General features: G+C 65.9%; 20 protein-coding genes and 1 pseudogene. 8 read left to right on the forward strand and 13 right to left on the reverse strand.

What is annotated here, in order from left to right:
* The first annotated feature begins 180 nt into the window (after nt 1–180).
* Nucleotides 181–1,611 carry a methylenetetrahydrofolate--tRNA-(uracil(54)-C(5))-methyltransferase (FADH(2)-oxidizing) TrmFO gene (trmFO, locus tag EV666_RS07785; RefSeq protein ID WP_132005656.1) on the forward strand — a complete coding sequence of 477 codons (1,431 nt, stop codon included), beginning with the start codon at nt 181–183 and terminating at the stop codon, nt 1,609–1,611.
* A 39-nt stretch (nt 1,612–1,650) separates the two neighbouring features.
* Here the strand turns inward: trmFO and EV666_RS07790 are convergent, their stop codons facing one another.
* The 6 genes from EV666_RS07790 to gyrA all read right to left on the reverse strand — a co-directional run bounded on the left by EV666_RS07790 (nt 1,651) and on the right by gyrA (nt 9,250).
* Entirely contained in the window at nt 1,651–2,535 is an 885-nt protein-coding gene (locus EV666_RS07790; protein ID WP_245514285.1) for a phytoene/squalene synthase family protein, read from the reverse strand.
* A gap of 59 nt (nt 2,536–2,594) precedes the next feature.
* Nucleotides 2,595–2,972, reverse strand: a complete 378-nt coding sequence (locus tag EV666_RS07795; protein WP_132005659.1) for an Mth938-like domain-containing protein — start codon at nt 2,970–2,972, stop codon at nt 2,595–2,597.
* Between the two features lie 37 nt (nt 2,973–3,009).
* Nucleotides 3,010–3,966: a protein translocase subunit SecF gene (gene secF / locus EV666_RS07800; protein WP_132005662.1), complete on the reverse strand. Its 957-nt coding sequence runs from the start codon at nt 3,964–3,966 to the stop codon at nt 3,010–3,012.
* A gap of 173 nt (nt 3,967–4,139) precedes the next feature.
* Entirely contained in the window at nt 4,140–5,753 is a 1,614-nt protein-coding gene (gene secD / locus EV666_RS07805; RefSeq protein WP_132005665.1) for a protein translocase subunit SecD, read from the reverse strand.
* A 176-nt stretch (nt 5,754–5,929) separates the two neighbouring features.
* A complete protein-coding gene (gene yajC / locus EV666_RS07810) occupies nt 5,930–6,262 on the reverse strand; it encodes a preprotein translocase subunit YajC (protein ID WP_132005668.1) in 333 nt (110 codons plus the stop codon).
* Nucleotides 6,263–6,535: 273 nt separating this feature from the next.
* Nucleotides 6,536–9,250, reverse strand: a complete 2,715-nt coding sequence (gene gyrA / locus EV666_RS07815; RefSeq protein ID WP_376886312.1) for a DNA gyrase subunit A — start codon at nt 9,248–9,250, stop codon at nt 6,536–6,538.
* 744 nt (nt 9,251–9,994) lie between these two features.
* Between gyrA and EV666_RS07820 the strand changes: the two genes are divergently transcribed.
* The gene (locus EV666_RS07820; RefSeq protein ID WP_132005674.1) at nt 9,995–10,429 is read left to right on the forward strand and encodes a group III truncated hemoglobin; all 435 of its coding nucleotides are present in this window, start codon (nt 9,995–9,997) and stop codon (nt 10,427–10,429) included.
* Nucleotides 10,430–10,492: 63 nt separating this feature from the next.
* Here EV666_RS07820 and ssb read toward each other — a convergent pair whose 3' ends face one another.
* The gene (gene ssb / locus EV666_RS07825; protein WP_132005677.1) at nt 10,493–11,011 is read right to left on the reverse strand and encodes a single-stranded DNA-binding protein; all 519 of its coding nucleotides are present in this window, start codon (nt 11,009–11,011) and stop codon (nt 10,493–10,495) included.
* A gap of 624 nt (nt 11,012–11,635) precedes the next feature.
* Here ssb and uvrA point away from each other — a divergent pair.
* Nucleotides 11,636–14,689: an excinuclease ABC subunit UvrA gene (gene uvrA / locus EV666_RS07830; RefSeq protein ID WP_132005680.1), complete on the forward strand. Its 3,054-nt coding sequence runs from the start codon at nt 11,636–11,638 to the stop codon at nt 14,687–14,689.
* 133 nt (nt 14,690–14,822) lie between these two features.
* The gene (gene mazG, locus EV666_RS07835; protein WP_280990828.1) at nt 14,823–15,722 is read left to right on the forward strand and encodes a nucleoside triphosphate pyrophosphohydrolase; all 900 of its coding nucleotides are present in this window, start codon (nt 14,823–14,825) and stop codon (nt 15,720–15,722) included.
* Between the two features lie 235 nt (nt 15,723–15,957).
* On the opposite strand, the pseudogene EV666_RS07840 reads toward mazG, so the two are convergent.
* Nucleotides 15,958–16,335, reverse strand: a pseudogene (locus EV666_RS07840) (DUF2155 domain-containing protein); the annotation flags it as partial.
* 409 nt (nt 16,336–16,744) lie between these two features.
* Between EV666_RS07840 and EV666_RS07845 the strand changes: the two are divergent.
* Entirely contained in the window at nt 16,745–17,125 is a 381-nt protein-coding gene (locus tag EV666_RS07845; RefSeq protein ID WP_132005986.1) for a PaaI family thioesterase, read from the forward strand.
* Between the two features lie 304 nt (nt 17,126–17,429).
* Here the strand turns inward: EV666_RS07845 and EV666_RS07850 are convergent, their stop codons facing one another.
* Nucleotides 17,430–17,828, reverse strand: coding sequence for an NADH:ubiquinone oxidoreductase subunit NDUFA12 (locus EV666_RS07850; RefSeq protein ID WP_245514287.1), 399 nt, complete (start codon nt 17,826–17,828; stop codon nt 17,430–17,432).
* Nucleotides 17,829–18,112: 284 nt separating this feature from the next.
* On the opposite strand from EV666_RS07850, the gene EV666_RS07855 reads away from it, so the two are divergent.
* Nucleotides 18,113–18,556: a MarR family winged helix-turn-helix transcriptional regulator gene (locus tag EV666_RS07855; RefSeq protein WP_245514288.1), complete on the forward strand. Its 444-nt coding sequence runs from the start codon at nt 18,113–18,115 to the stop codon at nt 18,554–18,556.
* 281 nt (nt 18,557–18,837) lie between these two features.
* Here EV666_RS07855 and EV666_RS07860 read toward each other — a convergent pair whose 3' ends face one another.
* Both EV666_RS07860 and EV666_RS07865 read right to left on the reverse strand, forming a co-directional pair.
* Nucleotides 18,838–19,191, reverse strand: coding sequence for a hypothetical protein (locus EV666_RS07860; protein WP_132005692.1), 354 nt, complete (start codon nt 19,189–19,191; stop codon nt 18,838–18,840).
* Nucleotides 19,192–19,364: 173 nt separating this feature from the next.
* Complete coding sequence (locus EV666_RS07865) at nt 19,365–19,568, reverse strand: hypothetical protein (protein ID WP_132005695.1); 204 nt, start codon at nt 19,566–19,568, stop codon at nt 19,365–19,367.
* Here EV666_RS07865 and EV666_RS07870 point away from each other — a divergent pair.
* Together EV666_RS07870 and EV666_RS07875 are read left to right on the forward strand one after the other, a co-directional pair.
* Nucleotides 19,567–19,899: a hypothetical protein gene (locus EV666_RS07870; protein ID WP_132005698.1), complete on the forward strand. Its 333-nt coding sequence runs from the start codon at nt 19,567–19,569 to the stop codon at nt 19,897–19,899. The two genes, EV666_RS07865 and EV666_RS07870, sit on opposite strands and share 2 nt — an antisense overlap.
* Nucleotides 19,900–20,085: 186 nt before the next feature.
* Complete coding sequence (locus EV666_RS07875; protein ID WP_132005701.1) at nt 20,086–22,191, forward strand: M3 family metallopeptidase; 2,106 nt, start codon at nt 20,086–20,088, stop codon at nt 22,189–22,191.
* Between the two features lie 109 nt (nt 22,192–22,300).
* Here EV666_RS07875 and hflX read toward each other — a convergent pair whose 3' ends face one another.
* On the reverse strand, nt 22,301–23,809 hold the full coding sequence (hflX, locus tag EV666_RS07880; protein ID WP_449252253.1) for a GTPase HflX: 1,509 nt from the start codon (nt 23,807–23,809) through the stop codon (nt 22,301–22,303).
* Nucleotides 23,810–24,479: 670 nt separating this feature from the next.
* Nucleotides 24,480–24,731, reverse strand: a complete 252-nt coding sequence (hfq, locus tag EV666_RS07885; protein WP_132005706.1) for an RNA chaperone Hfq — start codon at nt 24,729–24,731, stop codon at nt 24,480–24,482.
* Nucleotides 24,732–25,222 lie beyond the last annotated feature (491 nt).

Consider the following 25,222-nt stretch of genomic DNA (forward strand, 5'->3'; position numbering starts at 1 on the left):
CACCCTCCCAAGATAGGAAACCCGGCGCGGTTCGTCCAGGGGGGCATGGAAGATGAAGGGCCAGCCACGCCGGAGGCGGCGAAAGCCGCCAGATGTGCTATGGCGTCCCGATGGGCGGGGAACCGCGAGCCGTTCCGCCCTCACCGTTTCAGAGTTTCCCAGATCAGGCGCACCAACCGAATGACCGTTTCCGTTTCGCCCGCGCCAACGGCGCTCCGTCCCGTTCATGTTATTGGCGGCGGCCTTGCCGGCAGCGAAGCCGCCTGGCGGCTGGCCAACGCCGGCGTGCCGGTGGTGCTGCACGAAATGCGCCCGGAACGCGGCACCGACGCCCATCACACCGACCAGCTCGCCGAACTGGTGTGCTCGAATTCGTTCCGCTCCGACGACGCCAACGCCAACGCTGTCGGCCTGCTGCACCAGGAAATGCGCGCCCTCGGCTCGCTGGTGATGGCAGCCGCCGACGCTCACATGGTGCCGGCTGGCGGCGCGCTGGCGGTGGACCGCGACGGCTTCGCCGCCGAGGTCACCGCGCGGATCACGGCCCATCCGCTGATCACCGTGGAGCGCGGCGAGATCGCCGGACTGCCGCCGGCGGCGTGGGACGAGGTGATTGTCGCCACGGGACCGCTGACCTCCCCCGCGCTGGCCGACGCTATTCGTGAACTGTCCGGCGCCGAATCCCTCGCCTTCTTCGACGCCATCGCCCCCATCGTCCACCGCGACAGCATCGACATGAGCAAGGCCTGGTTCCAGTCGCGCTATGACAAGGCCGGCCCTGGCGGCAGCGGCGCCGATTACATCAACTGCCCGATGGATCAGGACCAGTACAACGCCTTCATCGACGGACTGATCGACGGTGAGAAAACCTCGTTCAAGGAATGGGAAGCCAATACGCCCTATTTCGACGGCTGCCTGCCGATCGAGGTCATGGCCGAGCGCGGCCGCGAAACCCTGCGTCACGGACCGATGAAGCCGGTTGGCCTGACCAACGCCCACAATCCCACAGTCAAGCCCTACGCCATTGTCCAGCTCCGCCAGGACAACGCCCTCGGCACGCTATACAATCTCGTCGGCTTCCAGACCAAGCTGAAGCATGGCGCCCAGACAGCGCTGTTCCGCACCATTCCGGGACTGGAGAACGCGGAATTCGCCCGTCTCGGTGGCCTGCACCGCAATACCTATCTCAATTCACCGCGCCTGCTCGACGGCCAGTTGCGCCTCAAAGCCCAGCCACGCCTGCGCTTCGCCGGGCAGATCACCGGCTGCGAGGGCTATGTGGAGAGCGCCGCCATCGGCATTTTCACCGGCATGGCCGCCGCCGCCGCACGGCTCGGCAAGGATTTCGCGCCGCCGCCGCCAACCACGGCCCTGGGGGCGCTGGTTGGCCACATTACCGGCGGGCACATCGCCGCCGATGAGGAAGGCGCCCCGCGCTCCTTCCAGCCGATGAACGTCAATTTCGGACTGTTCCCGCCCCTGACCGAACCGCTGCGCAATACAACCGGCAAGCGCATGCGCGGCAAGGAGAAGGCGGTCGCCAAAAAGCAGGCGCTAACCGATCGGGCCAGAGCCGATCTCGCCGCCTGGATGGAACGCGGGTTCGCCTGACGGACAACGCCGTTGTCGCCGGCGACGACGGCGCCGGGGCTACCGCCCCCAGGCGCCGCGCGACGCGCGCCAGATGCGCCATTGCCGCCGCCACTGCGGCGGCTCCACCACCTCGGTGAACGGGCGCCAGTCAGGCCGGTCCATGCGATGCAGATACAGCGGCGTCACCGCCACCGGCAGAAACGCCGCGCGCACCGCCCTGGGGCTGGCGGCAAGGGTCTTGCGGAAGGCGCCATAGTGACTCTGCGCCAGCGCCCGCATGTCGGCCAGCGCGGCGCGCACCGCCGGCGTGTCACGCCCCTGGACAATATCCTCACGCCCGGCGCCATGCCGCGCCAGCAGGTCGGCGGGGACGAAAACCTGGCCAAGCCGGGCGCTCCACGGCAGCGACCGCAGCAGGCCCGCGACGCCAAAGGCGACGCCGCCGTGACCCGGCGCATCGCCGCCACCGCTGTCGCCACCATCGGCGATGATCAGGCTGGCGAGCCGCAGCAGGACCGACGACGTCTCACCGCAATAGCCTTCGAGGCTGGCGACGGACGGCATGGGATCGTCGTAGAGATCGAAGGTGCGGGCGTCGAGCAGATCGAGGAACACCTTCTGCGGCAGGCGGTAACGGGCGATCACGTCGAGCAGCGCCGCCGCCACCGGATTGCCCGACACGTCGCCGCGCCCCTCGCCCATCACCACGTCGCGCCACCATTGCAGCCGGATTTCGCCGGCGAGCGGCTGCTTCACCACGTCGCGAATCCGGCCAACCTCATGGGCGAAGGCGTAAAGCGCGAACAACGCCGGCTGCGCCGCCGGCGGCGCCAGCAGCGTCGCCAGATAGCGGTCACTTTCACCAGACCGGGTCACTTGCTGGCAATGCTGGTAGGCGTCGGCAAGACGCATGTCGGGGCTGTCGTCAGCCATCGCTGTCATTGTCCTGCGTCCAGACGGCTCCAACGGACCAGATCGTCCATGCCGCCTCCGGCTGCCGGTTAGGGCACCGCGATCAGGGCCGCGGCCGCCTGGCGACCTTCGGAAACCAGAAAATTATAGGTGCGCGCCGCTGTCGCCGTGCTCATCACGTCGACGCGCAGCCCCGCTTCCCGCAACGTCGCCAACAGTTCCGGCGCCAAGGGCGTCAGCGTCTCGCCCGTGCCAATCAGCAGCAGGTCGATGCTGGCCGCTTCGGCGATGGCTGGCGCGAGAGACGCCACGCTGATCCCGGCCGTCGCCTCAACCGGCCAGGCGCGGACGCCCGAAGGCGTCGTCAGGATTGAGCCCCGGTGCGACATGCCGCCGAAACGGAACCCATGGTTGCCGTAGGCGTCCAGCTCATGATGCCCCGGCAAAAACCTGTCTTCGCCGTTCATGGTCATTGTCCCATGGCCGCGGTCACGTCGCCCTGGTTCACGCCTTGCCCGTTCCCTGAACCGACACGGGAACAGACGTGTCGGCCGGCTCATCGGCCATCCGACCGCTGCGCACGCCCAGATAGAGCAGCGCCGGCGTCGAGACGAACATGGCCGAATAGGTGCAGATCACCACGCCAAACAGCATCACCACGGCGAAGCCGCGAATGGCCTCGCCGCCAAACAGCACCAGCGCCAGCAGCGACAGCGCCGTGGTGGTCGCCGTCATCGCCGTGCGCGACAGGGTGGTGTTGACGGAGAGATCCAGCAACTCGTCCAGCGGCATTGTCTTGTAGCGGCGCATCAGTTCGCGGGTGCGGTCGAACACCACCACGGTTTCGTTGAGCGAATAGCCCACGATGGTCAAAATGGCGGCGATCGAGGTCATGTTGAACTCGATCTGGGTGATGACGAAGAAACCGACCGTCAGCACGATGTCATGCATGGTGCCGATGATGGCGCCGATGGCGAATTGCAACTCGAAGCGGAACCACAGGTAAACCATCACCGCCAGGATCGCCAGGACCACGCCCAGCGTGCCGGACTGCACCAGCTCGCCCGAAACGCGCGGCCCCACCGTCTCGACGCGGCGGAACTCGTAGTCCTTCTCGAAAGCGGCGCGCGCCTTTGTCACCACTTCGCCCTGGGCGCTCTCGCCGCCAGGCTGCACCGGCACGCGGATCGACACGCCGCCGGCGCCAAACTCCTGCACCTCAACCTCGCCGACGCTGATGGCGTTGGCGGCCTGGCGCACCACCGACACATTGGCCTGGCCGTTGCGGGCCTGCATTTCGATCAGCGTGCCGCCCGTGAAGTCGATGCCGAAGTGCAGGCCCCACACCAGCAGCAACACGGCCGTCGCCACCGAAACCAGCGCCGAGAACGGGAAGCTGAACACACGACGCCGGACGAACTTGATCCGGGTGTTGTCAGGAACGATACGGAGCAAACGCACGATCGGTAACCCTTTCACGGCGTTCCGGCGGAGCTGGCTGCGGCCCGGGGAACATACCGGATTTCACCCATGAGGGCAGAAATCCGCTGCAACATCATGAATTTTATGACCTTGCGCGGCTGGCCCTGAAAGCTCACCCGCGCACGGCCCGGGGCGCGAAGCCCCTGCAAGTCTCAGAACGGCAACGCCTTGGGCCGGGCGATCCGGTACCACAGCGCGATCATCATCCGCGTCATGGTGACGGCGGTGATCACCGTGGTCAGGATGCCGAGAATGAACACCACGGCGAAGCCGCGCACCGGACCGGTGCCAAGCAGGAACAGGATGACGGCGGCGATGGCCATGGTGCTGTTCGAGTCAAAGATTGTCGCGAACGCCCGGGTAAAGCCGGCGTCAATCGCCGATATGATCGATCTCCCCGCCTTCGCCTCCTCCCGTATGCGTTCATAGATCAGCACGTTGGAGTCGACGGCAGTGCCGATGGTCAGCACGATGCCGGCGATGCCAGGCAAGGTCATGGTGGCGCCGAGCAGCGACATCAGCGCCAGAATGAACACCACGTGGACGATGAGGGCGATATTGGCGAACAGGCCGAACAGGCCGTAGGTCACGAACATGAACAGCACGACAAAGATCGCCGCCACATAGGTGGCCTTGAGGCCGGCGTTGATCGAATCCTTGCCGAGGCCCGGACCCACCGTGCGCTCTTCCACCACGGTGAGCTTGGCGGGCAGCGCGCCGGCGCGCAGCAGCAGCGCCAGGTCGTTCGCCTGCTGCACGGTGAAGCGGCCGGAAATCTGGCCGGAGCCGCCAGTGATCGGATTGATGATGCGCGGGGCCGAGACGATTTCGTTGTCGAGCACGATGGCGAGCGGCCGGCCGACGTTCTCCGTCGTCGCCTGGCCGAAGCGCTGGGCGCCCTTCATGTTGAAACGGAAATTGACGATCGGCTCCGAGGTGCGCTGGTCGAACGACGGCTGGGCGTCAACCAGGTCCTCGCCCTCGACGATGACCCGCTTCTCAACAGGCGTCAGGGCGCCGCCGGCGTCCTTCGACGGCAGCATGTCGACCTCGCCGCGATTGCCCCCGCCTTCCGCCACGAAGCGGAACTGCAGTTTGGCGGTCTTGCCGAGCAGATCCTTCAGGCGCTGCGGGTCCTGCAAACCCGGCACCTGAACCAGGATGCGGTCGGCGCCCTGGCGCTGGATATTCGGCTCGGTGGTGCCCAGCGCGTCGACGCGCCGGCGCAGCACCTCGATGGCCTGATTGATGGCGCGGCCAATGCGATCACGCACGCCCGCCTCGGAAAGCGTCATCTGCACCGCGCCTTCGGGCGTCGTCACGATGTCCAAAGTGTGCGCGCCGCCAGTTCCCAGCAGGGCATTGCCGATGGGCTGGGACAGCTCGCGCAGGCGCGGCAGCACCTTGTCCCTGTCGGCGGCGTCAGCGAAGCGGATCTGAACGCCGCGCGGCAACACGGTGATGCCGCCCTGCGGCGTCACCCTGCTCTCGCGCAGCACCCGGCGCACGTCGTCGCGCAGGGTCGCGACCTGTGTCCGCACCAGATCGTTGGAATCGACTTCGAGCAGCACATGCGAGCCGCCCTGAAGATCAAGGCCAAGCACAATGGCCTTGTGCGGAAACAGCCAGCCCGGGAACCATGACGGCGCGCTCGCCTCGATCGCCTTGCGGGTCTCCGGCGTCATCAGGTTCGGCGCGGCGTACAGGAAGCCGAGCACGGTCAGCAGGAGGATGGAGACGATCTTGCCGGTCGAGTAGCGAAGCATCGATCAGAAGCTTTCCAGGGTCTGGGCGGGAAGCCCCAGGGGAGCTGGCCCATGGGAGAAAGCGCCCGCGTTGGAGCACATGCGATCAGGCCGCGGGCCTGGACGGCGGCGCCCGGGCGCCTTCCGCAAAACAAACCCTCCGGCGGGCGCCGGAAGGTTCTTTTCAGCAGACCAGGTCAGGCCTTGACCGGCTCGGCCTTGCTGCGCACCTCGGTCACCATGCTGCGCACGATGCGCACGCGCACGTTGTCGGCGATCTCGACCTCTACTTCCGGCGAATCGTCGACCACCTTGGTGACCCGGCCGATCAGGCCGCCGGAGGTGATGACCGTATCGCCGCGCCGCAGGTTCTTCACCAGCTCCTGATGGGCCTTGGCCCGGCGCTGCTGTGGCCGCAGGATCAGGAAGTACATGATCACGAAGATCAGGATAAACGGCAGGAATTGCAGCAACATGTCGCTGCCGCCGGAGGCGGCGGCGCCGGACTGGGCGAATGCGGGCGTAATCACGTAAGTGGCGCTCCAAATTGAGGGGGCGAAATGCCTGACCGCAAGGCGCGGCGCCAGTCGATTTCCCCACCGTCTCCGATCTTCTGTCTGGCGGTATATAGCGATGCAAACCCGGAAGGCAACGCGCGCGCCGCCTGCCGGCGGGCGGGCGCCCGCGTTTTCACGGGCCACTCGCGCCAACAAAGGCGCGCCGGCCAATCAAACGGCCGCAAGCGCCATGTCCGGCGTGATGCAACGGAACGGAGAGGCGCCAGCCGCTCCGCCCGACACGCGTTATGCTTCCCCGGCGTCTCCAGCTTCGTCGCCATCGTCGCCCTGGCCGTTTTCACGGCCCCCCGCGACGACTTCGGCCTCCTCGCCGTCATCGGTGATCCGTTCCACGGAGACAACGCGTTCGCCGTCCGCCGTATTGAACACAATCACGCCCTGGCTGCTGCGGCCAATGATGCGGATGCCGTCGACCGGCACGCGGATCAGCTGGCCGCCGTCGGTGACCAGCATGATCTGGTCGGTTTCATCCACCGGGAACGAATCCACCAGAGGGCCATTGCGCCCGTTGACCGCCATGGCGGCGATGCCCTTGCCGCCGCGTCCGGTGACCCGGTACTCGTAGGCGGACGAGCGCTTGCCGTAGCCGTTTTCCGACAGCGTCAGCAAGAACTGCTCCCTGGCGCCAAGCTCCGCATAGCGCTCCGGATCCAGCCCGGCGTCGCCGCTGACGCCCTCCTCCAGCTCCACCTCCGCCACATCGTCGTGCTCGCCCATGGCGGCGCGGCGCGCGGCGGCGGCCTGCTTGAGGTACAGGCTGCGCTCCTCGGCTGAGGCCTCCACATGGCGCAGCACCGCCATCGAGATGACGCGATCGCCATCGGCCAGACTGACGCCGCGCACGCCAGTGGAATCACGTCCCTTGAACACGCGCACGTCAGTCACTGGGAAGCGGATGCACTGCCCTTCCGCCGTGGTCAGCAGCACGTCGTCATGCTCGGTGCAGGTCTGCACCCCGACAATGGCGTCGCCTTCGTCGAGCTTCATGGCGATCTTGCCGGCGCGATTGACGTTGGTGAAATCGGACAGCTTGTTGCGGCGCACGCCGCCGCTCACCGTGCCGAACATCACGTCGAGGTTGGCCCAGCTGGCTTCGTCCTCGGGCAGCGGCATGATGGTGGTGATGCGCTCGCCCTCCTGGAGCGGCAACATGTTGATGAGCGCCTTGCCCCGTCCCTGTGGCGGCGCCAGCGGCAGCCGCCACACCTTCTCCCGGTAGACCTGGCCGCGCGAGGAGAAGAACAGGATCGGCGTGTGGGTGGAGGCGACGAACAGCCGCGTGACGAAATCCTCATCCCGTGTGTTCATGCCGGAGCGGCCCTTGCCGCCACGGCGCTGCGCCCGGTAGGTCGAGAGCGGCACGCGCTTGATGTAGCCGGCGTGCGACACGGTCACCACCATGTCCTCGCGCTGGATCAGGTCCTCGTCGTCCACGTCGGAGGCCCAGTCGTCGATGCGCGTGCGGCGCGGCGTGGCGAAGGACGCCCTTGCCTCGATCAGCTCATTGGCGACGATGCCCATGATACGCTCGCGCGACGACAGGATGGCGAGGTATTCGGCGATTTCCGTCGATATCGTCTTCAGCTCGTCGCCGATTTCGTCACGGCCAAGCGCCGTGAGGCGCTGCAGGCGTAGCTCCAGAATGGCGCGGGCCTGCGCTTCCGACAGCCGGTAGGTGTTGTCGTCCTCCAGGCGATGACGCGGATCGTCGATCAGCGCGATCAGCGGCGCCATGTCCATGGCCGGCCAGCGGCGGGTCATCAGCGCTTCGCGGGCGGCGTTCGGATCCGGCGCCGTGCGGATGAGGTTGATCACCTCATCGATATTGGCGACGGCGATGCCAAGACCGACCAGCACATGCGCCCGGTCACGCGCCTTGTTCAGCAGGAACTTGGTGCGCCGCGACACCACATCCTCACGGAAATCGACGAAGGCGCCGATCATGTCCTTGAGGTTCATGGTTTCCGGTCGCCCGCCGTTCAGCGCCACCATATTGGCGCCGAAGGTGGACTGCAGCGGCGTGAACCGGAACAGCTGGTTCTTCACCACGTCCGCCACGGCGTCGCGCTTCAGCTCGATGACAATGCGCATGCCGTCGCGATCGGACTCGTCGCGCAGGTCGGAGATGCCCTCGATCTTCTTGTCGCGCACCAGTTCGGCGATCTTCTCGATAAGAGTCGCCTTGTTGAGCTGGTAGGGAATCTCCGTGAAGATGATTGCTTCACGGTCCTTGCGGATTTCCTCGACCGTGCAGACGCCGCGCATGACGATGGAGCCACGCCCGGTGTGATAGGCGGCGCGAATGCCCGCCCGGCCAAGAATGGCCGCGCCGGTGGGGAAATCCGGCCCCGGGATGATCTCGATCAGGTCATCGATGCTGATCGCCGGGTCGTTGATATAGGCCAGACAGCCGTCGATCACCTCGCCCAGATTGTGCGGCGGGATATTGGTGGCCATGCCCACGGCGATGCCGCCGGCTCCGTTGACCAGCAGGTTCGGGAACTTGGCCGGCAGAACCACCGGCTCCTTCTCGCGCCCGTCGTAGTTCGGCTGGAAGTCGATGGTGTTCTTGTCGAGATCGTCGAGCAGCAGCACCGCCGGGCGCGCCAGACGCACCTCGGTGTAACGCTCGGCCGCCGCCGGATCACCGTCGATGGAGCCGAAATTGCCCTGGCCGTCGACCAGCGGCAGGCGCAGCGAAAAATCCTGGGCCAGCCGCACGAGGGCGTCATAAATCGCCGGGCCGCTGTGCGGGTGGTACTTGCCCATGGTGTCGCCGGTGACGCGGGCCGACTTGTTGTACGGCCGATCCGGCGTGTAATTGCTCTCGTGCATCGAGAACAGGATGCGCCGGTGCACAGGCTTGAGGCCGTCGCGAACGTCGGGAAGCGCGCGACTCACGATCACGCTCATGGCGTAGTCGAGATATGAGCGGCGCATCTCGTCGGTCAGCGAAACCGCCTTGATGTCACTTCCGGGGAGCTCGTCGGGAGCGCCGGGCCCCTGCTGGTCGTCTTCCGCCAAGGTACTTTCCGATCCTGCCGATCCTGATCCACAAGCCTTCGCTTTAACCGATTCAGGGCGCAATAGCCAACCCTGAAGCATGTTGGGAAAAAGCAGAAAACACCTTAAAAATCATTCATGTGACGCCGCCGCGCCAGGAGCGGCCAAATGCCGGCCGCGCCTGCGAACGCCTTCCGTTGCGTCACAGCGCAAGCTGACGCCCCCTGTCGCACCGGCGCGGCGACGCATGCTGCATGTCCGCGCACGCCTGTGCGACTGCATTCCGGCGGCGATTGCGGATGCGTTCGTTCCCCGCCCTTCCTCATTCAGCGAACTGCTGCGGCGCCACATGACGGCGCGACCCAGCGTGAACCTGGCGTCGTTTCGCCCCATGAACCGGTGGCGCTTCCTGCCCGGAAGCGACGCCTTGCGCCTCGCCGGACAGCGGCCGGCGCCAGGGACATGCCGTCACAGCCGCATGGCCAGCCCTGTTCTTAAGGCGACCCTGTCCATATCTATTGCCGGAAGGTATGCAGGCAGGCGCTGTGACCGGGTCCGGCGCATGGGAACAAAGCTGCTGCGTAGTGGCGAAAGGCCACGCGCCCGTGGGGCGGAGCGGCCAGGCGGGGACAGGGCGCGCCCTGTCAGGAACGCGCGGCCCTGGCGAGAACGGATTGCATCATGGACAACGTCACCCAGGGCTGGTCGCCCGCCACTACTGTCAATGACGTGAGCATCGGCCAGCTGGTCGAAGCTTTCTATGCCCGGGTGCGGCTGGATCCCGATCTCGGGCCCGTCTTCAACGATGCGGTGCACGACTGGCCAGAGCACCTGCAAACCCTGACCGATTTCTGGAGCTCGGTGATGCTGGGCGCGCGGCGCTATCAGGGCCGGCCTGTTCCGGCGCATTTCCGGCATCGCGAACGGATCACGCCTGAACTGTTCCTGCGCTGGCTTGCCCTGTGGCGCCAGACGGCGCGGGAAATGTTCGCGCCGGAAGACGCCCAGCTGTTTGTCGACAAGGCGGAATTGATCGCCCGAAGCCTGCAATACGCCCTGTTCCAGCGCATCCCGACGCCGCCAGCGCGCGAGGTCGTAAAACCAGCAGAGTCGTAAAACCAGAAGACATGACGTCATGACGGTGGAACGGCGTGCGCCAGCGGCGCACGCCGGACCGGATCAGAACGGAATGTCGTCGTCGAGGCCAGAACCGCCGCCGAAACCGCCGCCCGAACGCTCCGTCTGGCGCTCCATCGGAGATGACCGCCCGAAATCGCCGCCACGGCCACCGCCGCCGCCAACGCTGCGGCCGCCGCCCTCGTCCCCATATTCGCCGCCGCCAGCGCCGCGGCTGTCGAGAATGGTCAGCTCCCCGCGGAAGCGTTGCAGCACAACCTCAGTGGTGTAACGCTCCTGGCCATTCTGGTCTGTCCATTTACGGGTCTGCAGCTGACCTTCCAGGTAAACCTTCGAACCCTTGCGCAGGTACTGTTCAGCGACCTTGGCGAGGTTCTCGTTAAAGATCACCACGGCGTGCCACTCGGTGCGTTCCCGCCGCTCACCGCTGTTCTTGTCGCGCCATGTTTCCGACGTCGCCACCCGCAGGTTCACGACGGGCTCGCCAGAAGGCATCCGCCGCGTCTCCGGATCACGGCCGAGATTGCCGACGAGTATCACCTTGTTGACGCTACCGGCCATGCGGCCCTCCTCAATTGATGGCGCGGTCGCTCCGCCATGGCCAGCGACCGCCGTCCGAAATTCCTTAAAGCATCTTCCCGCGAAAAGAGCGACGCTCCGCAAGGAAAACGCACCTGCCGCCGGGGTCGCCCACCAGTGGCTCCTGCCACGACGGGTCGCAACCCCACGTGGCCCAGCCGCGACGGCCCTCACCAGGAAAATCCGCGCCTGCGACCCCATGTGTCTGGAAACGCGCGCGTCCGGCCCCAACCAGGCAGCAGATGGACCGCCGGCGCAGCCTGGCTCCCACCGCCATATTCCCGCGAACCATGCGCTGATAAACTTTGCCGGTTCGCCGGACTGACCGCTTGCCGCCGCCATCAGGTTGTTCTATTTTTGTTCCAAGCTTCAGGCAAGTCAAGCCTCCTGACCTCCCGGCCAGCGCCCGTGAGGAAAGGTCATGCTCCCGGCTGGCGGCGCCGGGCGAACTGGAGGCCTGCGCCAGTTCCGGCCCTTTCCGGACCTGTCGGAGCGCCACATATAGCGTGGGATGTACCGGCGCGCGCCGCGTCTGCCGTTTGCCCCGAATGATAACGACGACGTTCTACGGACTCTTCACGGGCCCGATGCTAACTGCGAGCGATCATGGCTTCTCTTGATGAACTTTTCGACGGCGCCGGAGACAGGGCCAGGAAGAACCGCGGGCGCAGGAGTGGCGGCGGCAAGAACGGCGACGGGAACGGAGACGCCGCGCGCGGCCAGGGAGAGGATTCGCCGGAGCGGGGCGCGCCCGCAGCGGCGACGGGCTTTCCGGGCAAGCGCGTGATTTCCATTCGCGGCGCCCGCGAGCATAACCTCAAGAACGTCGACCTGGTCATTCCCCGCGATGAGCTGGTGGTGTTCACGGGACTCTCGGGCTCGGGCAAATCCTCGCTCGCCTTCGATACGATTTACGCCGAGGGCCAGCGTCGGTATGTCGAATCGCTGTCCGCCTACGCCCGGCAGTTCCTGGAGATGATGCAAAAGCCGGACGTGGACCAGATTGAGGGTCTGTCGCCGGCGATTTCCATCGAGCAGAAGACCACCTCGAAAAACCCGCGCTCGACGGTCGGCACGGTCACGGAAATTTATGATTATATGCGCCTGCTGTGGGCGCGGGTGGGCGTGCCCTATTCGCCGGCGACCGGCCTGCCGATTGAGAGCCAGACGGTCAGCCAGATGGTCGACCGGGTTCTTGCCCTGCCGGAGCGCAGCCGGCTCTTCCTGCTCGCCCCCGTGGTGCGGGGCCGCAAGGGCGAGTATCGCAAGGAGCTGGCCGATTTCCAGCGTCGCGGTTTCCAGCGGGTGAAGATCGATGGCGCTTACTACGAAATTGACGACGCGCCCGCCCTCGACAAGAAACTGAAGCACGATATCGACGTGGTGATTGACCGCATCGTCGTGCGCCCCGACATGGCCGCCCGCCTGGCGGACAGTTTCGAAACGGCGCTTGAACTGACCGACGGCATTGCGGTGATCGAGTTCGCCGATACGGACGGGGACAGCAAGGACGGCCCGCGCCGCATCGTTTTCTCGCAAAAGTTCGCCTGCCCGGTGTCCGGCTTCACGATTCCGGAAATTGAGCCCCGCCTGTTCTCCTTCAACAACCCATACGGCGCTTGCCCGACCTGCGACGGGTTGGGATCGCAGAAGCAGGTTTCCGCCGATCTTGTCGTCCCCGACGCCAGCCTGACGCTGGCGCGCGGGGCCATCGCGCCCTGGGCGAAATCCACCTCGCCCTATTACGGCCAGACCCTCGAAGCGCTCGCCGCCCATTTCGGCTTCGATCTGAAGACGCCGTGGGAGAAACTGCCCGCCCATATCCAGGCGGTCGTCCTGTTCGGAACCGGCTCCACGAAAGTGCGGATCGCCTACAAGGACGGCGTGCGCGCTTATGAGGTGCAGAAGCCATTTGAAGGCGTCATCACCAATCTGGAGCGGCGCTTCCGCGAAACCGACAGCGACTGGGTGCGGGAGGAAATTTCGCGTTTCATGGCCGAAACGCCCTGCCCGGCCTGCCAGGGCTTCCGTCTCAAACCGGAAGCGCTCGCGGTCAGGATTGACGGCCGGCATATCGGCGAGGTCACCGCCCTGTCCGTCGGCGCGGCCCGGAGCTGGTTCGAGGCGCTGCCGGCGGCGCTGAACGACAAGCAAAATGAGATCGCCCGGCGCGTCCTCAAGGAAATCGTCGACCGCCTGACCTTCCTGCTCGACGTGGGACTGGACTATCTGACCCTGGCGCGCGCCTCCGGCACCCTCTCGGGCGGCGAAAGCCAGCGCATCCGCCTTGCCTCGCAGATCGGCTCCGGGTTGACCGGCGTGTTGTATGTGCTGGACGAGCCGTCGATCGGGCTGCACCAGCGTGACAACGAGCGCCTGCTGCAAACCCTGAAGCGGCTGCGCGACCTCGGCAATTCGGTGATCGTCGTCGAGCACGACGAGGACGCCATCCTCCAGGCCGACTATGTCGTCGACGTCGGCCCGGGCGCCGGCGTGCATGGCGGAGAGATCGTTTCCCACGGCTCGCCGGAGCATATCCTGCAAGACCCCAATTCGCTCACCGGTCAGTATCTCTCCGGCAAGCTGTCGGTGGCGACGCCAGCGAAACGCCGCAAGGCCAGCAAGGGCCGGCATTTGCGGCTAACAGGCGCCAGCGGCAACAATCTGAAGCATGTCACCGCCGACATTCCGTTGGGCACATTCACCGCCATCACCGGCGTCTCCGGCGGCGGCAAATCCACCCTGATCATCGACACCCTTTACCGGGCCGTGGCGCGACGGCTGAACGGCGCGCTGGAACATCCAGCGCCTTTCGAAAAAATCGAAGGGCTGGAGCATCTCGACAAGGTCATCGACATTGACCAGTCGCCGATCGGCCGCACGCCCCGCTCCAACCCCGCCACCTATACCGGGGCCTTTACCCCGATTCGCGACTGGTTCGCCGGCCTGCCGGAGGCGAAGGCGCGCGGCTACCAGCCGGGGCGCTTCTCCTTCAACGTCAAGGGCGGCCGCTGCGAGGCCTGCCAGGGCGACGGCGTCATCAAGATCGAGATGCACTTCCTGCCAGACGTTTACGTCACCTGCGACGTCTGCAAGGGCAAGCGCTACGACCGCGAGACGCTGGAGGTGCGCTACCGGGAGAAATCCATCGCCGACGTGCTCGACATGACCGTCGACGAAGCGGCCGAGCTGTTCCAGGCCGTGCCGACGATCCGTGATCGCATGGAGACCCTGTCACGGGTTGGCCTCGGCTATGTGAAGGTTGGCCAGCAGGCCACCACCCTGTCGGGCGGCGAGGCGCAACGTGTCAAGCTGTCGAAGGAGCTGTCGCGCCGGGCGACCGGCCGCACCCTGTATATTCTGGACGAACCAACCACCGGCCTGCACTTCCACGACGTGGCCAAGCTGCTTGACGTGCTGCATGAGCTCGTCGAACAGGGCAACACGGTGATTGTCATCGAGCATAATCTTGAGGTCATCAAGACGGCGGACTGGGTGCTGGATCTTGGGCCGGAAGGCGGCGACGGCGGCGGGCAGATTGTCGCCGAAGGCACGCCGGAGGATATCGCCGCCAGTCCCGTGAGCCACACGGGCCGTTTTCTTGCGGAGGTGCTGGCCCGCCGTCCCATTCGTCGCCAGGCCAGGAAGGCCGCCGGGTGACGCCTGGCGACAGGACTTATAGCGCCAGCGGAACCGGAGGCCGGATTGGCTGGCGCCTGCCCGGCGTGCATATGTCCCCGCGCCACGCCCGAAGCCGGGTCGCGGCCTGCGATCCGGGAAACGGAGACGATCTGTGAATTCTGACGACAGTTCCGGTCACCCGGCCGGGAATTGCGCCACAACCGGGCGCGACATCGCCGATCTGCTGGCGATCATGGCGCGGCTGCGCGATCCGCAGACCGGTTGCGCGTGGGATGTGGCCCAGACCTTCGCGACGATTGCCCCCTACACAATCGAGGAGGCCTATGAGGTGGCGGACGCCATCCAGCGCGGCGACCTTGATGATCTGTGCGACGAGTTGGGCGACCTTCTGTTGCAGGTGGTTTTTCATGCCCGCATGGCCGAGGAAGCTGGCGCCTTTGCTTTTGCCGACGTGGTGGAGGCCATCACAACAAAAATGGTCCGCCGGCATCCGCACGTGTTTGGCGATTCGCCCGACCGCTCGCCGGAAGCCATTGGCGAGGCCTGGCGCCGGATCAAGGCCGAGGAAAAAGCCGCGCGCCGCGCCCGGCGCGCGGCTGCCGGGCTACCCTCTGAAACTGGCCTCCTGTCCGATATCCCTGCCGGCGCGTCGCCTCTCAGCCGCGCCCTCAAGCTTCAGCAGCGCGCCGCGACCGTCGGCTTCGACTGGCCTGACGCGCGACAGGTGATCGACAAGGTGGATGAGGAGATCACCGAAATAAAACAGGAGCTTGCCAAAATATCTTCAGATGGCGAGCAACCGGGACTGACGCGACAGGGGAGCGCGGACCTGGCGTCCGAGATCGGCGACGCCCTGTTCGCCCTTGTGAACCTGGCCCGTCACATGGATATTGATCCTGAGCAGGCGCTCGCGGGAACAAACCAGAAATTTTACCGCAGATTCAGTCACGTCGAGGCATCTGTTCATAAATCAGGCAAGAACCTGAACGAAGCGTCCCTTGACGAGATGGAAGGGTATTGGCGCGACGCCAAGCAACTCGGGCCCGCATAGGGACTTTCAGTCAGACCAGACTACGGCGAAGCCCTGCCGCTCCCATGCCGCATCGTCGGTCCGAAGCGCAGGGTCAGCTTCCCCCAGATGTCGCGGCTTCTGTGCGCGGCCTGGCAAATACCATTGCGGCGCTGCACGCGCCGACTTTGACGCAGCCGGGCCCTTATTAACGGGCGTTGCGGCGCGGCGGTGGCTTTTGGGGGGGCTGCTCACCGATATTGACGGGCGGGCGCGGTTCGGCGCCGCCCTTGCAGTTCGTCAGCCACACGTCATAGACGGGGTGCTCCACGCCATGGAGCCCCGGACTGGCGGCGAACATCCAGCCTTCGAACAGACGCTTGCGTTCGCCCTGGAAGTTGATCTCATAAACTTCGACGAATGCCGTCGTGTTTGGCGCTTCCGTCGCCGGGCGCGTATTGCAAACGCGCGGCGTCAGCTGCAATGCGCCAAACTGTACGGTTTCGTTGATCGCCACCTCGAACGAGATGATTCGCCCGGTGATCTTGTCGAGGCCCGAAAACACCGCCAGTGGATTGTGAATCGGTTCAGCCTGCGCCCCGGTCCCGAAGGCGGATGCGCCAAACAGGACAAGAGCGGCCAGCCGGGCGGACATCGTCCGGACCGGGGCGCGCGACCCTGGTTTGAATGGGCGGCGGATCAGCTGTTGCGGCATGTCTCTTTCATCTGACCTGCGGCGCAATCCTGTCGCGCCCCATCTGGGGGTTATCATGCATTGGGCCATCGCGAAACGGCGGGCACAATGTCCTGAACGATTTTGGCGCGCAAACCTGCGTTGACCCGCCCGCCGGCGAACGTCGCCTTCGTCGCAGCCCGCCGCCACCACAATCTCTCTGTTTGAGAAATTATTACCTCCCGGGTCATGGCGCCAGACCGTGCGCAGCGTCATTGTTGATGCCCGGGCAATCGGGATCAGGCGCATCGTCTGGCCAAAGCCCCCGGGAACAACAACCCAGCGCGACAGGGAGGCGCTTATGACCGCTGAACCGAACGATGTTTCCGCCATGATCAACGAACGGCTGCCGCCATTCAGCAAACATCTTGGCGTCCGGGTGCTGTCGGCGACGCCGGAGCGCGTGGTCGCGGAAATGGAGGTGAAGCCGGAGTACTGCACGACGCCGCCGACCATTCACGGCGGCGCGGTCATGGCGTTCGCCGACACGCTGGGCGCGGTCGCCACCATCGTCAACCTCCGGGAGGGGCAAGGCACCACAACCCTGGAAAGCAAAACCAATTTTGTTTCCCCCGCCCCCGCCGGCGACACGGTCCGGGGCGAAACCACGCCGATCCACCGTGGCCGGCGCACGCAGGTCTGGCAGACGCGGATTACCAACGGTGCAGGCAAGCTGGTCGCCGTCGTCACGCAAACGCAGATGGTGCTTTAATACCGGTGCGCGAACGGGACAGGCGGCGTTGCGCGTCGCCCGGATGCCGCCCGCGCGCAGGGCGCGGATGCCCGGCGTTTTCGCCAGCAGGTCCGGGCCTCACCGGCCGGGCCTGCTGATGCATGAGCCGACGTTCATCGGCAACCCGCTCGCCTGCATCCACGATCGGAACTGACGTATCCAGGGCGCGCCCCAGAAGAAAAGCCGCCGATCAGAAGATCGGCGGCTGTCACAGGTTCGATTGAAGACGGGAGGGTTTGTGGGCGCAACCGCGCAGTCGCCGCTTCGTAAACCGTCGCAATCCTCAGGGGGTCCATGCCTGGTAGTCGCCGGTCGCGGCGGGTCGCTCGCCTGCGCGCAGGATTGAACCCTGTGGCCGGTACGCCCCGGGCGTGCCGGTCGGATTCGGCAGGTGGCGCTTTTGCCACTCACGCGGCTGGTACGTCTCCTCGGAAGGGGCGACATGGACGGTTTGGTTCAGCCAGCCCTTCCAGCCAGCCGGCACGGCGGAGCCATCCGCTTCCCCCTTGTAGATCACCCAGCGGCGCTCCACGCCAATGGTGGGGTCCTTGCCCGGTTTCCGGTAGTAACGGTTGCCGAACTCATCCTCGCCGACGAATTGCCCCGAGCGCGAGGTGGTCAGCAACGTGCCCGCAGTGGCGCCGTTCCACCAGGTAAAAACAAGCTGAAGCAATCTCTTCAAGGCGAAACTCCCGGCGACAGAAAACGCGCGGAATATGAGCCCAGCCAGACGCGGTGTCCAGTCTCTCCTGATGGCCGGGACAGGCGATGACGCCGCACGCCGCCGCCTCATCTCACGGACGGCGCCAGCGGCGCGGCGGATTTCACCTGGAAATCATCGGACGCTCTTGCCAATACCGGAAAGATAAAATAAACATCCGGAATTGGATAATTATTAAATACAATACTGGGGGGCCATTCATAACAGAGATGGCCATCATGACCGCAGTTTCAAGAGATTTTAACGTGCAAGAGTCAACGATTGACTATGGCCCGCTTGGAAACGACCTTGGTTACGTGCTGCGCCGCGCGCAATTGTGGGTATTCCAGGATTTCATTCGCACCATGACGCCCCTTGACCTGCGCCCGGCGCAGTACTCAGTGCTGGTGATCATTCATCACAATCCTGGACTGTCCCAGATTGCGCTTGCGAGCGCTCTGGGCATCGAGCGCGCCCGGCTGGTGCGGCTGCTGGACCAGCTGGAGGAACGCAAACTGGTCGAGCGACGCCCGGCGGCCAGCGACCGTCGCTCGCACGCCATGCACCTGACCCCGCAAGGCGAGCGCGCCCTCGCCGGCGCGCTTGATCTGGTGGCGACGCACCGCCTGGCCTGCCTGGAGGAGTTCGGCGGACCCAACAATTACGAAACCCTTGTCCGTCTGCTGGCCAGGTTTGGGGCGCCCCAGTAAACCCGGGCCGGAAAGTAAAGCCAGGCCGAAAGTAAAGCCAGGCCGGAAAGCCCGGTCACGTCAGGGCGCCGGACGGCGCCCATTCACATCAGAACGCAGCGGGATGATGTGCGTCCGGAATGCTCCATGAAAACGACACTGGCAGTGGGAAAGGTTTCGCGGCGCAAACGCCCCGCCAGCATCTGGCGATGGCCGCTCCGCGTCCGGCTCTGTGGAGACGTCCGCCGGCTCCAGGGAGCAGATCAATTCCGTTAACCCGCTGAACCTGAACAGTCCCGGCGCTAGCGGCCCCTGCTGTTCTGGCTGCCTCCGTTCCGTTCCGCCCGTTCACGGCGCAGGCGGTCCCGCTCTTCGAGCGCCCGCCGCTCCTCGGCGTTTTTGCCGTAATAGGGCCGGCCCATATATCCGCCAGGGGGCCCCGCGCGTCCGGAGCCGGTTCCGCAACCGCTTGTGTCGCAAACAAACTGGGCCAGATGCGTGGGTGGGGCGACGCCGGCAGCCCCCATGGCCGCGCTGCCGCTCCATGCTCCCGCCACGGCGGGCGAAGCCAGAACCGACGCCATCGCAAGGGCGCCAAGACTGATGCGACGCCCCGCCAGACCGCCACCCCAAACCCGGTATGTGGACTTCATCATGCTTCTCCCCGGCGTTGCTGCGGCAAGGCAGCCCGCCCTGGCGGCCCCGCCCTGCATCAGGAACGCTTTATCCTGAATCGATGCGCGCCATCGATGCGCGCTGCCTCAAGTTTCATATCCGCAGGATACAGTGGCCGCACGAACTTCCGTATGGGCCCCGTCGTCCTTTCGCATCACATCACGCGGAAATACCCCAGGAGGAAACCTGGCGCTGAAATCGAGCGGGATTGGGGTTGCCGGGCAAAATCCACCAGTGGCCTGCGAAACAGGCGAACCACCTCGCATCCATTGCAGCCTGGCCCGACAATCACCACTTTGACGATGTAGGTCCAACTGGCGCGCGACAGGCTGTCGCCGGTTGGCAAAGGAAGGAACATGCGCGATTTCGACAACCATGACGGCAATTCCACCGGAAGGGGGTCGCCCTGGCGAAACGATGATTCCGGCGTGATACTGGAAGGCGAGATTGTCGGCGACAATATCCACGTCGCTCCTCCGGGGGCCGAACCGGTCTGGGGCGTCAATGCGGCCTCCTTTGGCCGGAAGCTGCTGATCGCCATGGCGGTTCTGGCGGCTTTGGTGATTCTGGTTCCGCTGGTGCTCGCATTTCTGGCCCTGGCGCTCATCATGGCGCTTGTCGGCCGCCTGCTGCTTGGCCGTCACATCACCGTCACCCGCTGGACGCGTCCCTGGGGCGCGCGCGGCTAGGCGTTCGCCCTGGCAATTCGGCGGCCGGGGCTGAAACGAATATTTGCGCCCGGCCCGTTGCCGGGCCTTTCCGTGCGCGCGGCGCTGGGTGATGCGTGAACTGGCGCAACCTCCCATGTTTCCCGTACCCTGCCTTCGCCCCGCCAACTCCGGCCCCACCTGCCAGGCCCGTTTCAGGAAACCGTGATGAACAGACCCCATTCCGCCGTCCGCGACGCCAGCGGTCATGCAGCGGGCCATGCGGCCGCGTCGCCGTCCAGCAGCGCCAACCCGCTGCTGCGCCCCTGGACAACGCCTCATGGGGTCCCGCCGTTCGGCGCCTTCACGCCCGCGGATTTTCGCGAGGCATTCGACGTGGCGCTGGCGGAGCATGACGCCGAAATTGCCGCCATCGCCAACAATCCGGGGCCGGCGACCTTCGATAACGTCATCGCCGCCATGGAGCGGGCCGGCGCGACGCTGACCCGCGTGTCAGGCCTGTTCTTCAACCTGTCCAGCGCCGATACGTCGCCAGAGCTTCAAGCGATCGAGCGCGACATGGCCCCGGTGCTGGCGCGCCATTACAACGCCATTGCCCTTGACCCGGCGCTGTTCGCCCGCATCCAGGCCGTGCCGGAAACCGGCCTGACGCCGGAACAGGCGCGCCTGCTGGAGCGCGAGAAGACCGCCTTCCGCCGCGCCGGCGCTGGCCTGCCGCCAGAAACCATGGCCCGCCTGTCGGATATCGCCGCCCGCCTCGCCACCCTCGGCGCCAGTTTCGCCCAAAATGTGCTGGCCGACGAAAGCGCCTGGGAGATGGCGCTGGATGAAGGCGATCTCGACGGGCTGCCTGAGGATCTGCGCAACGCCGCCGCCCAGGCCGCCAACGAACGGGGCCAGCCGGGCCGTTACGTCATCACCCTGTCGCGGTCGCTGCTGGAGCCGTTTTTGCAGTTCTCCACCCGGCGCGACCTGCGCGCGCGCGCTTTTCGCGCCTTCGCCGCGCGCGGCGCCAATGGCGACGCCCACGACAATCGGGCCATTATCGCCGAAACCATGGCGTTGCGGGCGGAGAAAGCCCGGCTGCTCGGCTATGACAGTTTCGCCGCCTTCCGCCTGGATGACGCGATGGCCAAAACCCCGGAGGCGGTGGCCGGGCTGCTGCACGCCGTGTGGGAGCCGGCGCGCGCCCGCGCCCTCGCCGATCAGCAGGCGTTGCAGGACCTGTTTATCGCCGATGGCCACAATGGCGAGCTGGAGCCGTGGGACTGGCGCCATTATGCCGCCCGCCGTCGCCGCAACGAAGCGGATTTCGACGAAACCGGGCTCAAGCCCTATCTCCAGCTTGAGCGGATGATCGCGGCGGCGTTCGATGTGGCGCGCCGCCTGTTCGGCCTGACTTTCCGCGAGCGCAGCGACCTGCCGCGCTGGCGCGACGACGTGCGAGCCTTCGAGGTCACGGATGGCAACGGCAAACACGTCGCCATTTTCTATGGCGACTATTTTAACCGCCCTTCCAAACGCAGCGGCGCCTGGATGAGCTCGTTCCGCAGCCAGCAAAACCTCGACGGCGAGGTGCGGCCGGTTGTGGTCAATGTCATGAATTTCGCCCGGCCAGCGGATGGGCAACCCGCCCTGTTGTCCTTCGACGACGCCCGCACCCTGTTCCACGAGTTCGGCCACGCCCTGCACGGCATGCTATCCAACGTCACGTATCCGTCGCTCGCCGGAACCAGCGTGGCGCGTGACTTCGTCGAGTTTCCCTCACAGCTTTACGAGCACTGGCTGGAGCAGCCCCAGGTGCTGCAAACCTTCGCCACCCACTGGCGCACGGGCGAGCCGATGCCGGAGCCAATGCTGCGCCGCCTGCTCGATAGCCGCAACGAGGGCCAGGGGTTCGCCACCGTGGAATACGCCGCCTCGGCCCTGGTCGACCTGCGCCTGCACCAGCGGACGGACTTCGAAGGTTTTGACATTGACGCCTTCGAGCGCCAGACGCTGGACGACATTGGCATGCCCCGCGCCATTATCATGCGCCACCGGCCCGGGCACTTCCTGCACGTGTTCGCCGGCGACGGCTATTCCTCCGCCTATTACAGCTATCTGTGGTCGGAGGTGCTGGACGCCGACGGCTTCGCCGCCTTCCGCGACAGCGGCGACATCTTCGATCCGGCGCTGGCGCGGCGCCTGCACGATTTCGTCTACGCCGCCGGAAACTTGCGCGACCCGCGCGAGGCCTGGCTGGGTTTCAGGGAGCGTGAGGCCGACCCGCAGGCCCTGCTGGCCAAGCGCGGGCTGGATCAGGCGGCGTGAACGCCCGGCAGGCAAGCCGGTAAAGAAAACGCGGCGCTTCAACAGCGCCGCGTTTTTCAATATCAAACCGCCGCGCCAGGGGCATCGCCAACGGCTGCGCGATAGCGCCTCAGGCGGACTGCCCGCCGCGCCAGGGTTTAAGGTCGCCCTTGCGCCGGACCTCCTCCTCGCTGGCGCTGGCCTCACCCTCATGGCGCGGCGCAGGGGCAGCCGCACCGCGAATGAGGCGGGCATTATTGATGCGGCGCAGCAGGCGCGGCTCTTTCTCGGCGGCGATGCGCACCGCCATCACCATCTGGCCGTCCTCGTCCATCCGCCGGTCCAACACCTCCGCTTCCTCATGCAGCCAGCTGATGTCGGCCCCGCGGGACGGGTCGAGGGTGATGCGGTAGACCGCCCGGCGGCCGGCCATGCGGTCTTCGATCGCCGCCAGCAGACGGTCCACGCCCTCGCCGGTTTCGCCAGAGACCAGCACGGGGCGCTCGGCCTCCGGCTGGTTCGCCGCCAGGGTTTCGAGACGCTGGCGCTCGTCCGGCGACAGCAGATCGGCCTTGTTCCACACCTCGATGATACGGGCGGTTTCCTGCGCCCCAACGCCGAGTTCGGCCATGATGGCGGTCACATCGGCGGCCTGCGCGGCGCTGTCCTCGTGGGAAATGTCGCGCACGTGCAGGATGATGTCGGCCTCGATCACATCCTCCAGCGTGGCGCGGAACGCCGCCACCAGCATGGTTGGCAGTTCGGAAATGAAGCCGACCGTGTCGGAGAGAATCGCCCGGGCGCCGCGCGGCAGTTCAACCAGGCGCGCCGTTGGGTCCAGCGTGGCGAACAACATGTCCTCGGCCATCACCTGGGCCCGGGTCAGCCGGTTGAACAGGGTCGACTTGCCGGCGTTGGTGTAGCCAACGAGGGCGACGGTTGGCCACGGCGCCCGCTTGCGATTCTGACGGTGCAAGCTGCGGGTGCGGCGCACCTGGTCAAGATCGCGCTGGATGCGCGCCATGCGGTCGCGAATCTGCCGGCGGTCCGCCTCGATCTGGGTTTCGCCCGGACCTCCGAGGAAGCCGAAGCCGCCGCGCTGCCGCTCAAGGTGGGTCCATGACCGCACCAGACGGCTGCGCTGGTATTCCAGATGCGCCAGCTCAACCTGCAGCGCGCCCTCACGCGTGTGGGCGCGGCGACCAAAAATTTCCAGAATCAACCCGGTGCGGTCGATGACCTTGCAGCGCAACTCCCGCTCCAGATTGCGCTGCTGCACCGGCGACAGGGCGCAGTCCATCACCACAAGGCTGATGTGCTCATCGGCGATAATCTGCGCCAGTTCGGCAATTTTGCCCTTGCCAAACCAGGTGGCGGGCCGCACCTCGGACACGGTGGCGATCATCGACGCCACGATCGTCAGGTCGATCGCCGCCGCAAGGCCCACAGCCTCCTCCAGACGGGCGGCGTTTTCGCGCAACACCACGCCGATGGATGAGGCCCCTGGCTGCCCCTGGGCGGCGGCGGCCCGCGCCAGCCGCGCCCGGTCGCTCTGATAGGGGCCGATCACGAGGGTCCGCGCCTGGGCGGCGATGATTTTTTCTGCCTCGAACGCCCTGGCGTCCGGGTCTTTCGTCAGCTCGGTCGTGGCTGAACTCCCTGGTTTGTGCGGTTCCGGTTTAACAACGCCGGCGTCTGCGGCGCAGACGCGAACAGTAACGCCGCCGATGAACGATCCCCGGCAATCCCGGGCGCTTCCGCTGTCAGATGGGGGTTATGGAGGGGAATGTAAACGCCCGCGCATCACCCCAAAATGACAATGCGACGGCAGATATGACGCCTGAAGCAACATCGGCGCCGCTCGCTGGAGCAGGGCGCGTCCACAAGGCTGGCGGATTTGGCAGGCGGATTTGACCGCCCCGTTGATGCCCGGATCGTGATCGCATCCATATTTGACCGAAGCCTGGGCGAACGGCCGCCGCCGCGCACCGATTGTCGAAGCAAATGTCCGCCCGTCACGCCGCCTCCGACCCGGCAGCGCGCGATGTTGCGCGCGGCACGGACAAAGTCCGCGTGCAATCCGGCGCGCGCACCGGATTGCGCCACACGGCGGCGGATGCTTTTCCAGTCAGATCAGCAGCGGCTGGGGACATCCGGCAGCGATCTGCGGGCCCAAGCGACGCACAGACCCGCACCTCGCCCATCATGTCGCCATGACGAAGCCAGCCGTCCCTCCGCAAGCCCCCGGAGACAGGCCAGACGGCGCCCAAGTCCGCCAGACGATGCCCCCCTCATCGCCTGGAAAGGCCTCAGCCCTTGTCGGCCTCGTCCGCCGGCTCAAACAGCTGGACGGGATGGCCGGGCATGATCGTTGAAATGGCGTGCTTGTAGACAAGCTGGGAATGCCCGTCCCTGCGCAGCAGGACGCAGAAATTGTCGAACCACGTCACGACGCCCTGCAATTTCACGCCATTGACCAGAAAAATGGTCAGCGGAATTTTGCTCTTGCGAACGTGGTTAAGAAAAGTGTCCTGGAGGTTTTGCGCGCGATCGCCCGCCATTGTTTTACCTCGTGAGTGCGTCGCAACCGGCCATGCAACGGACTACAGCTTATTGTTGCCCCGCAGATCAGCTTGCGGAGAAGGCTCGACCGGTGCGGTGATTACACAGGGGAACATATTGAATTGCAAGGGTTATGCAAGAATTATGCGGGGGAAACGCCTCCCGTCCAATGCCATTTGGGGATCGTGGCGTCATCTCCGCCACGCGGTGCAGCCGCCGGCGCAGCTCCAGCGTTAACTGGCCGGGCGCGCCGTCGCCAACCGGCGCGCCGTCGATGCGGACCACCGGGGCCACCAGGGTCGTCGCGGCGTTAACAAAAGCCTCGCGCCGCCAGCGCTTCAGCGCGGCTGAACGGCCGCTCCTCCACCGCCAGCCCCAGGTCCTGCGCCAGGCGCAGCAGCGTCCTGCGCGAGGCGCAGCAGCGTCCCCCGGGTAACCCCGCGCAAGGCGCCGCCGTCCGGCGGGCGGATCACCAGCACGCCAGCCTGCG

The organism is Camelimonas lactis (assembly GCF_004342915.1).
Lineage (GTDB): Bacteria > Pseudomonadota > Alphaproteobacteria > Rhizobiales > Beijerinckiaceae > Camelimonas > Camelimonas lactis.

Bases quoted from the DNA above. Each gene is read 5' to 3' on its own strand.
- EV666_RS07865 (WP_132005695.1), bottom strand. From the start codon at position 19,568: ATGTTCCTTCCTTTGCCAACCGGCGACAGCCTGTCGCGCGCCAGTTGG.
- EV666_RS07795 (WP_132005659.1), bottom strand. From the start codon at position 2,972: ATGAACGGCGAAGACAGGTTTTTGCCGGGGCATCATGAGCTGGACGCC.
- EV666_RS07875 (WP_132005701.1), top strand. From the start codon at position 20,086: ATGAACAGACCCCATTCCGCCGTCCGCGACGCCAGCGGTCATGCAGCG.
- ssb (WP_132005677.1), bottom strand. From the start codon at position 11,011: ATGGCCGGTAGCGTCAACAAGGTGATACTCGTCGGCAATCTCGGCCGT.
- uvrA (WP_132005680.1), top strand. From the start codon at position 11,636: ATGGCTTCTCTTGATGAACTTTTCGACGGCGCCGGAGACAGGGCCAGG.
- trmFO (WP_132005656.1), top strand. From the start codon at position 181: ATGACCGTTTCCGTTTCGCCCGCGCCAACGGCGCTCCGTCCCGTTCAT.
- gyrA (WP_376886312.1), bottom strand. From the start codon at position 9,250: ATGCGCCGCTCATATCTCGACTACGCCATGAGCGTGATCGTGAGTCGC.
- EV666_RS07845 (WP_132005986.1), top strand. From the start codon at position 16,745: ATGATCAACGAACGGCTGCCGCCATTCAGCAAACATCTTGGCGTCCGG.
- EV666_RS07870 (WP_132005698.1), top strand. From the start codon at position 19,567: ATGCGCGATTTCGACAACCATGACGGCAATTCCACCGGAAGGGGGTCG.
- secD (WP_132005665.1), bottom strand. From the start codon at position 5,753: ATGCTTCGCTACTCGACCGGCAAGATCGTCTCCATCCTCCTGCTGACC.
- hfq (WP_132005706.1), bottom strand. From the start codon at position 24,731: ATGGCGGGCGATCGCGCGCAAAACCTCCAGGACACTTTTCTTAACCAC.
- EV666_RS07790 (WP_245514285.1), bottom strand. From the start codon at position 2,535: ATGACAGCGATGGCTGACGACAGCCCCGACATGCGTCTTGCCGACGCC.
- EV666_RS07860 (WP_132005692.1), bottom strand. From the start codon at position 19,191: ATGATGAAGTCCACATACCGGGTTTGGGGTGGCGGTCTGGCGGGGCGT.
- EV666_RS07820 (WP_132005674.1), top strand. From the start codon at position 9,995: ATGGACAACGTCACCCAGGGCTGGTCGCCCGCCACTACTGTCAATGAC.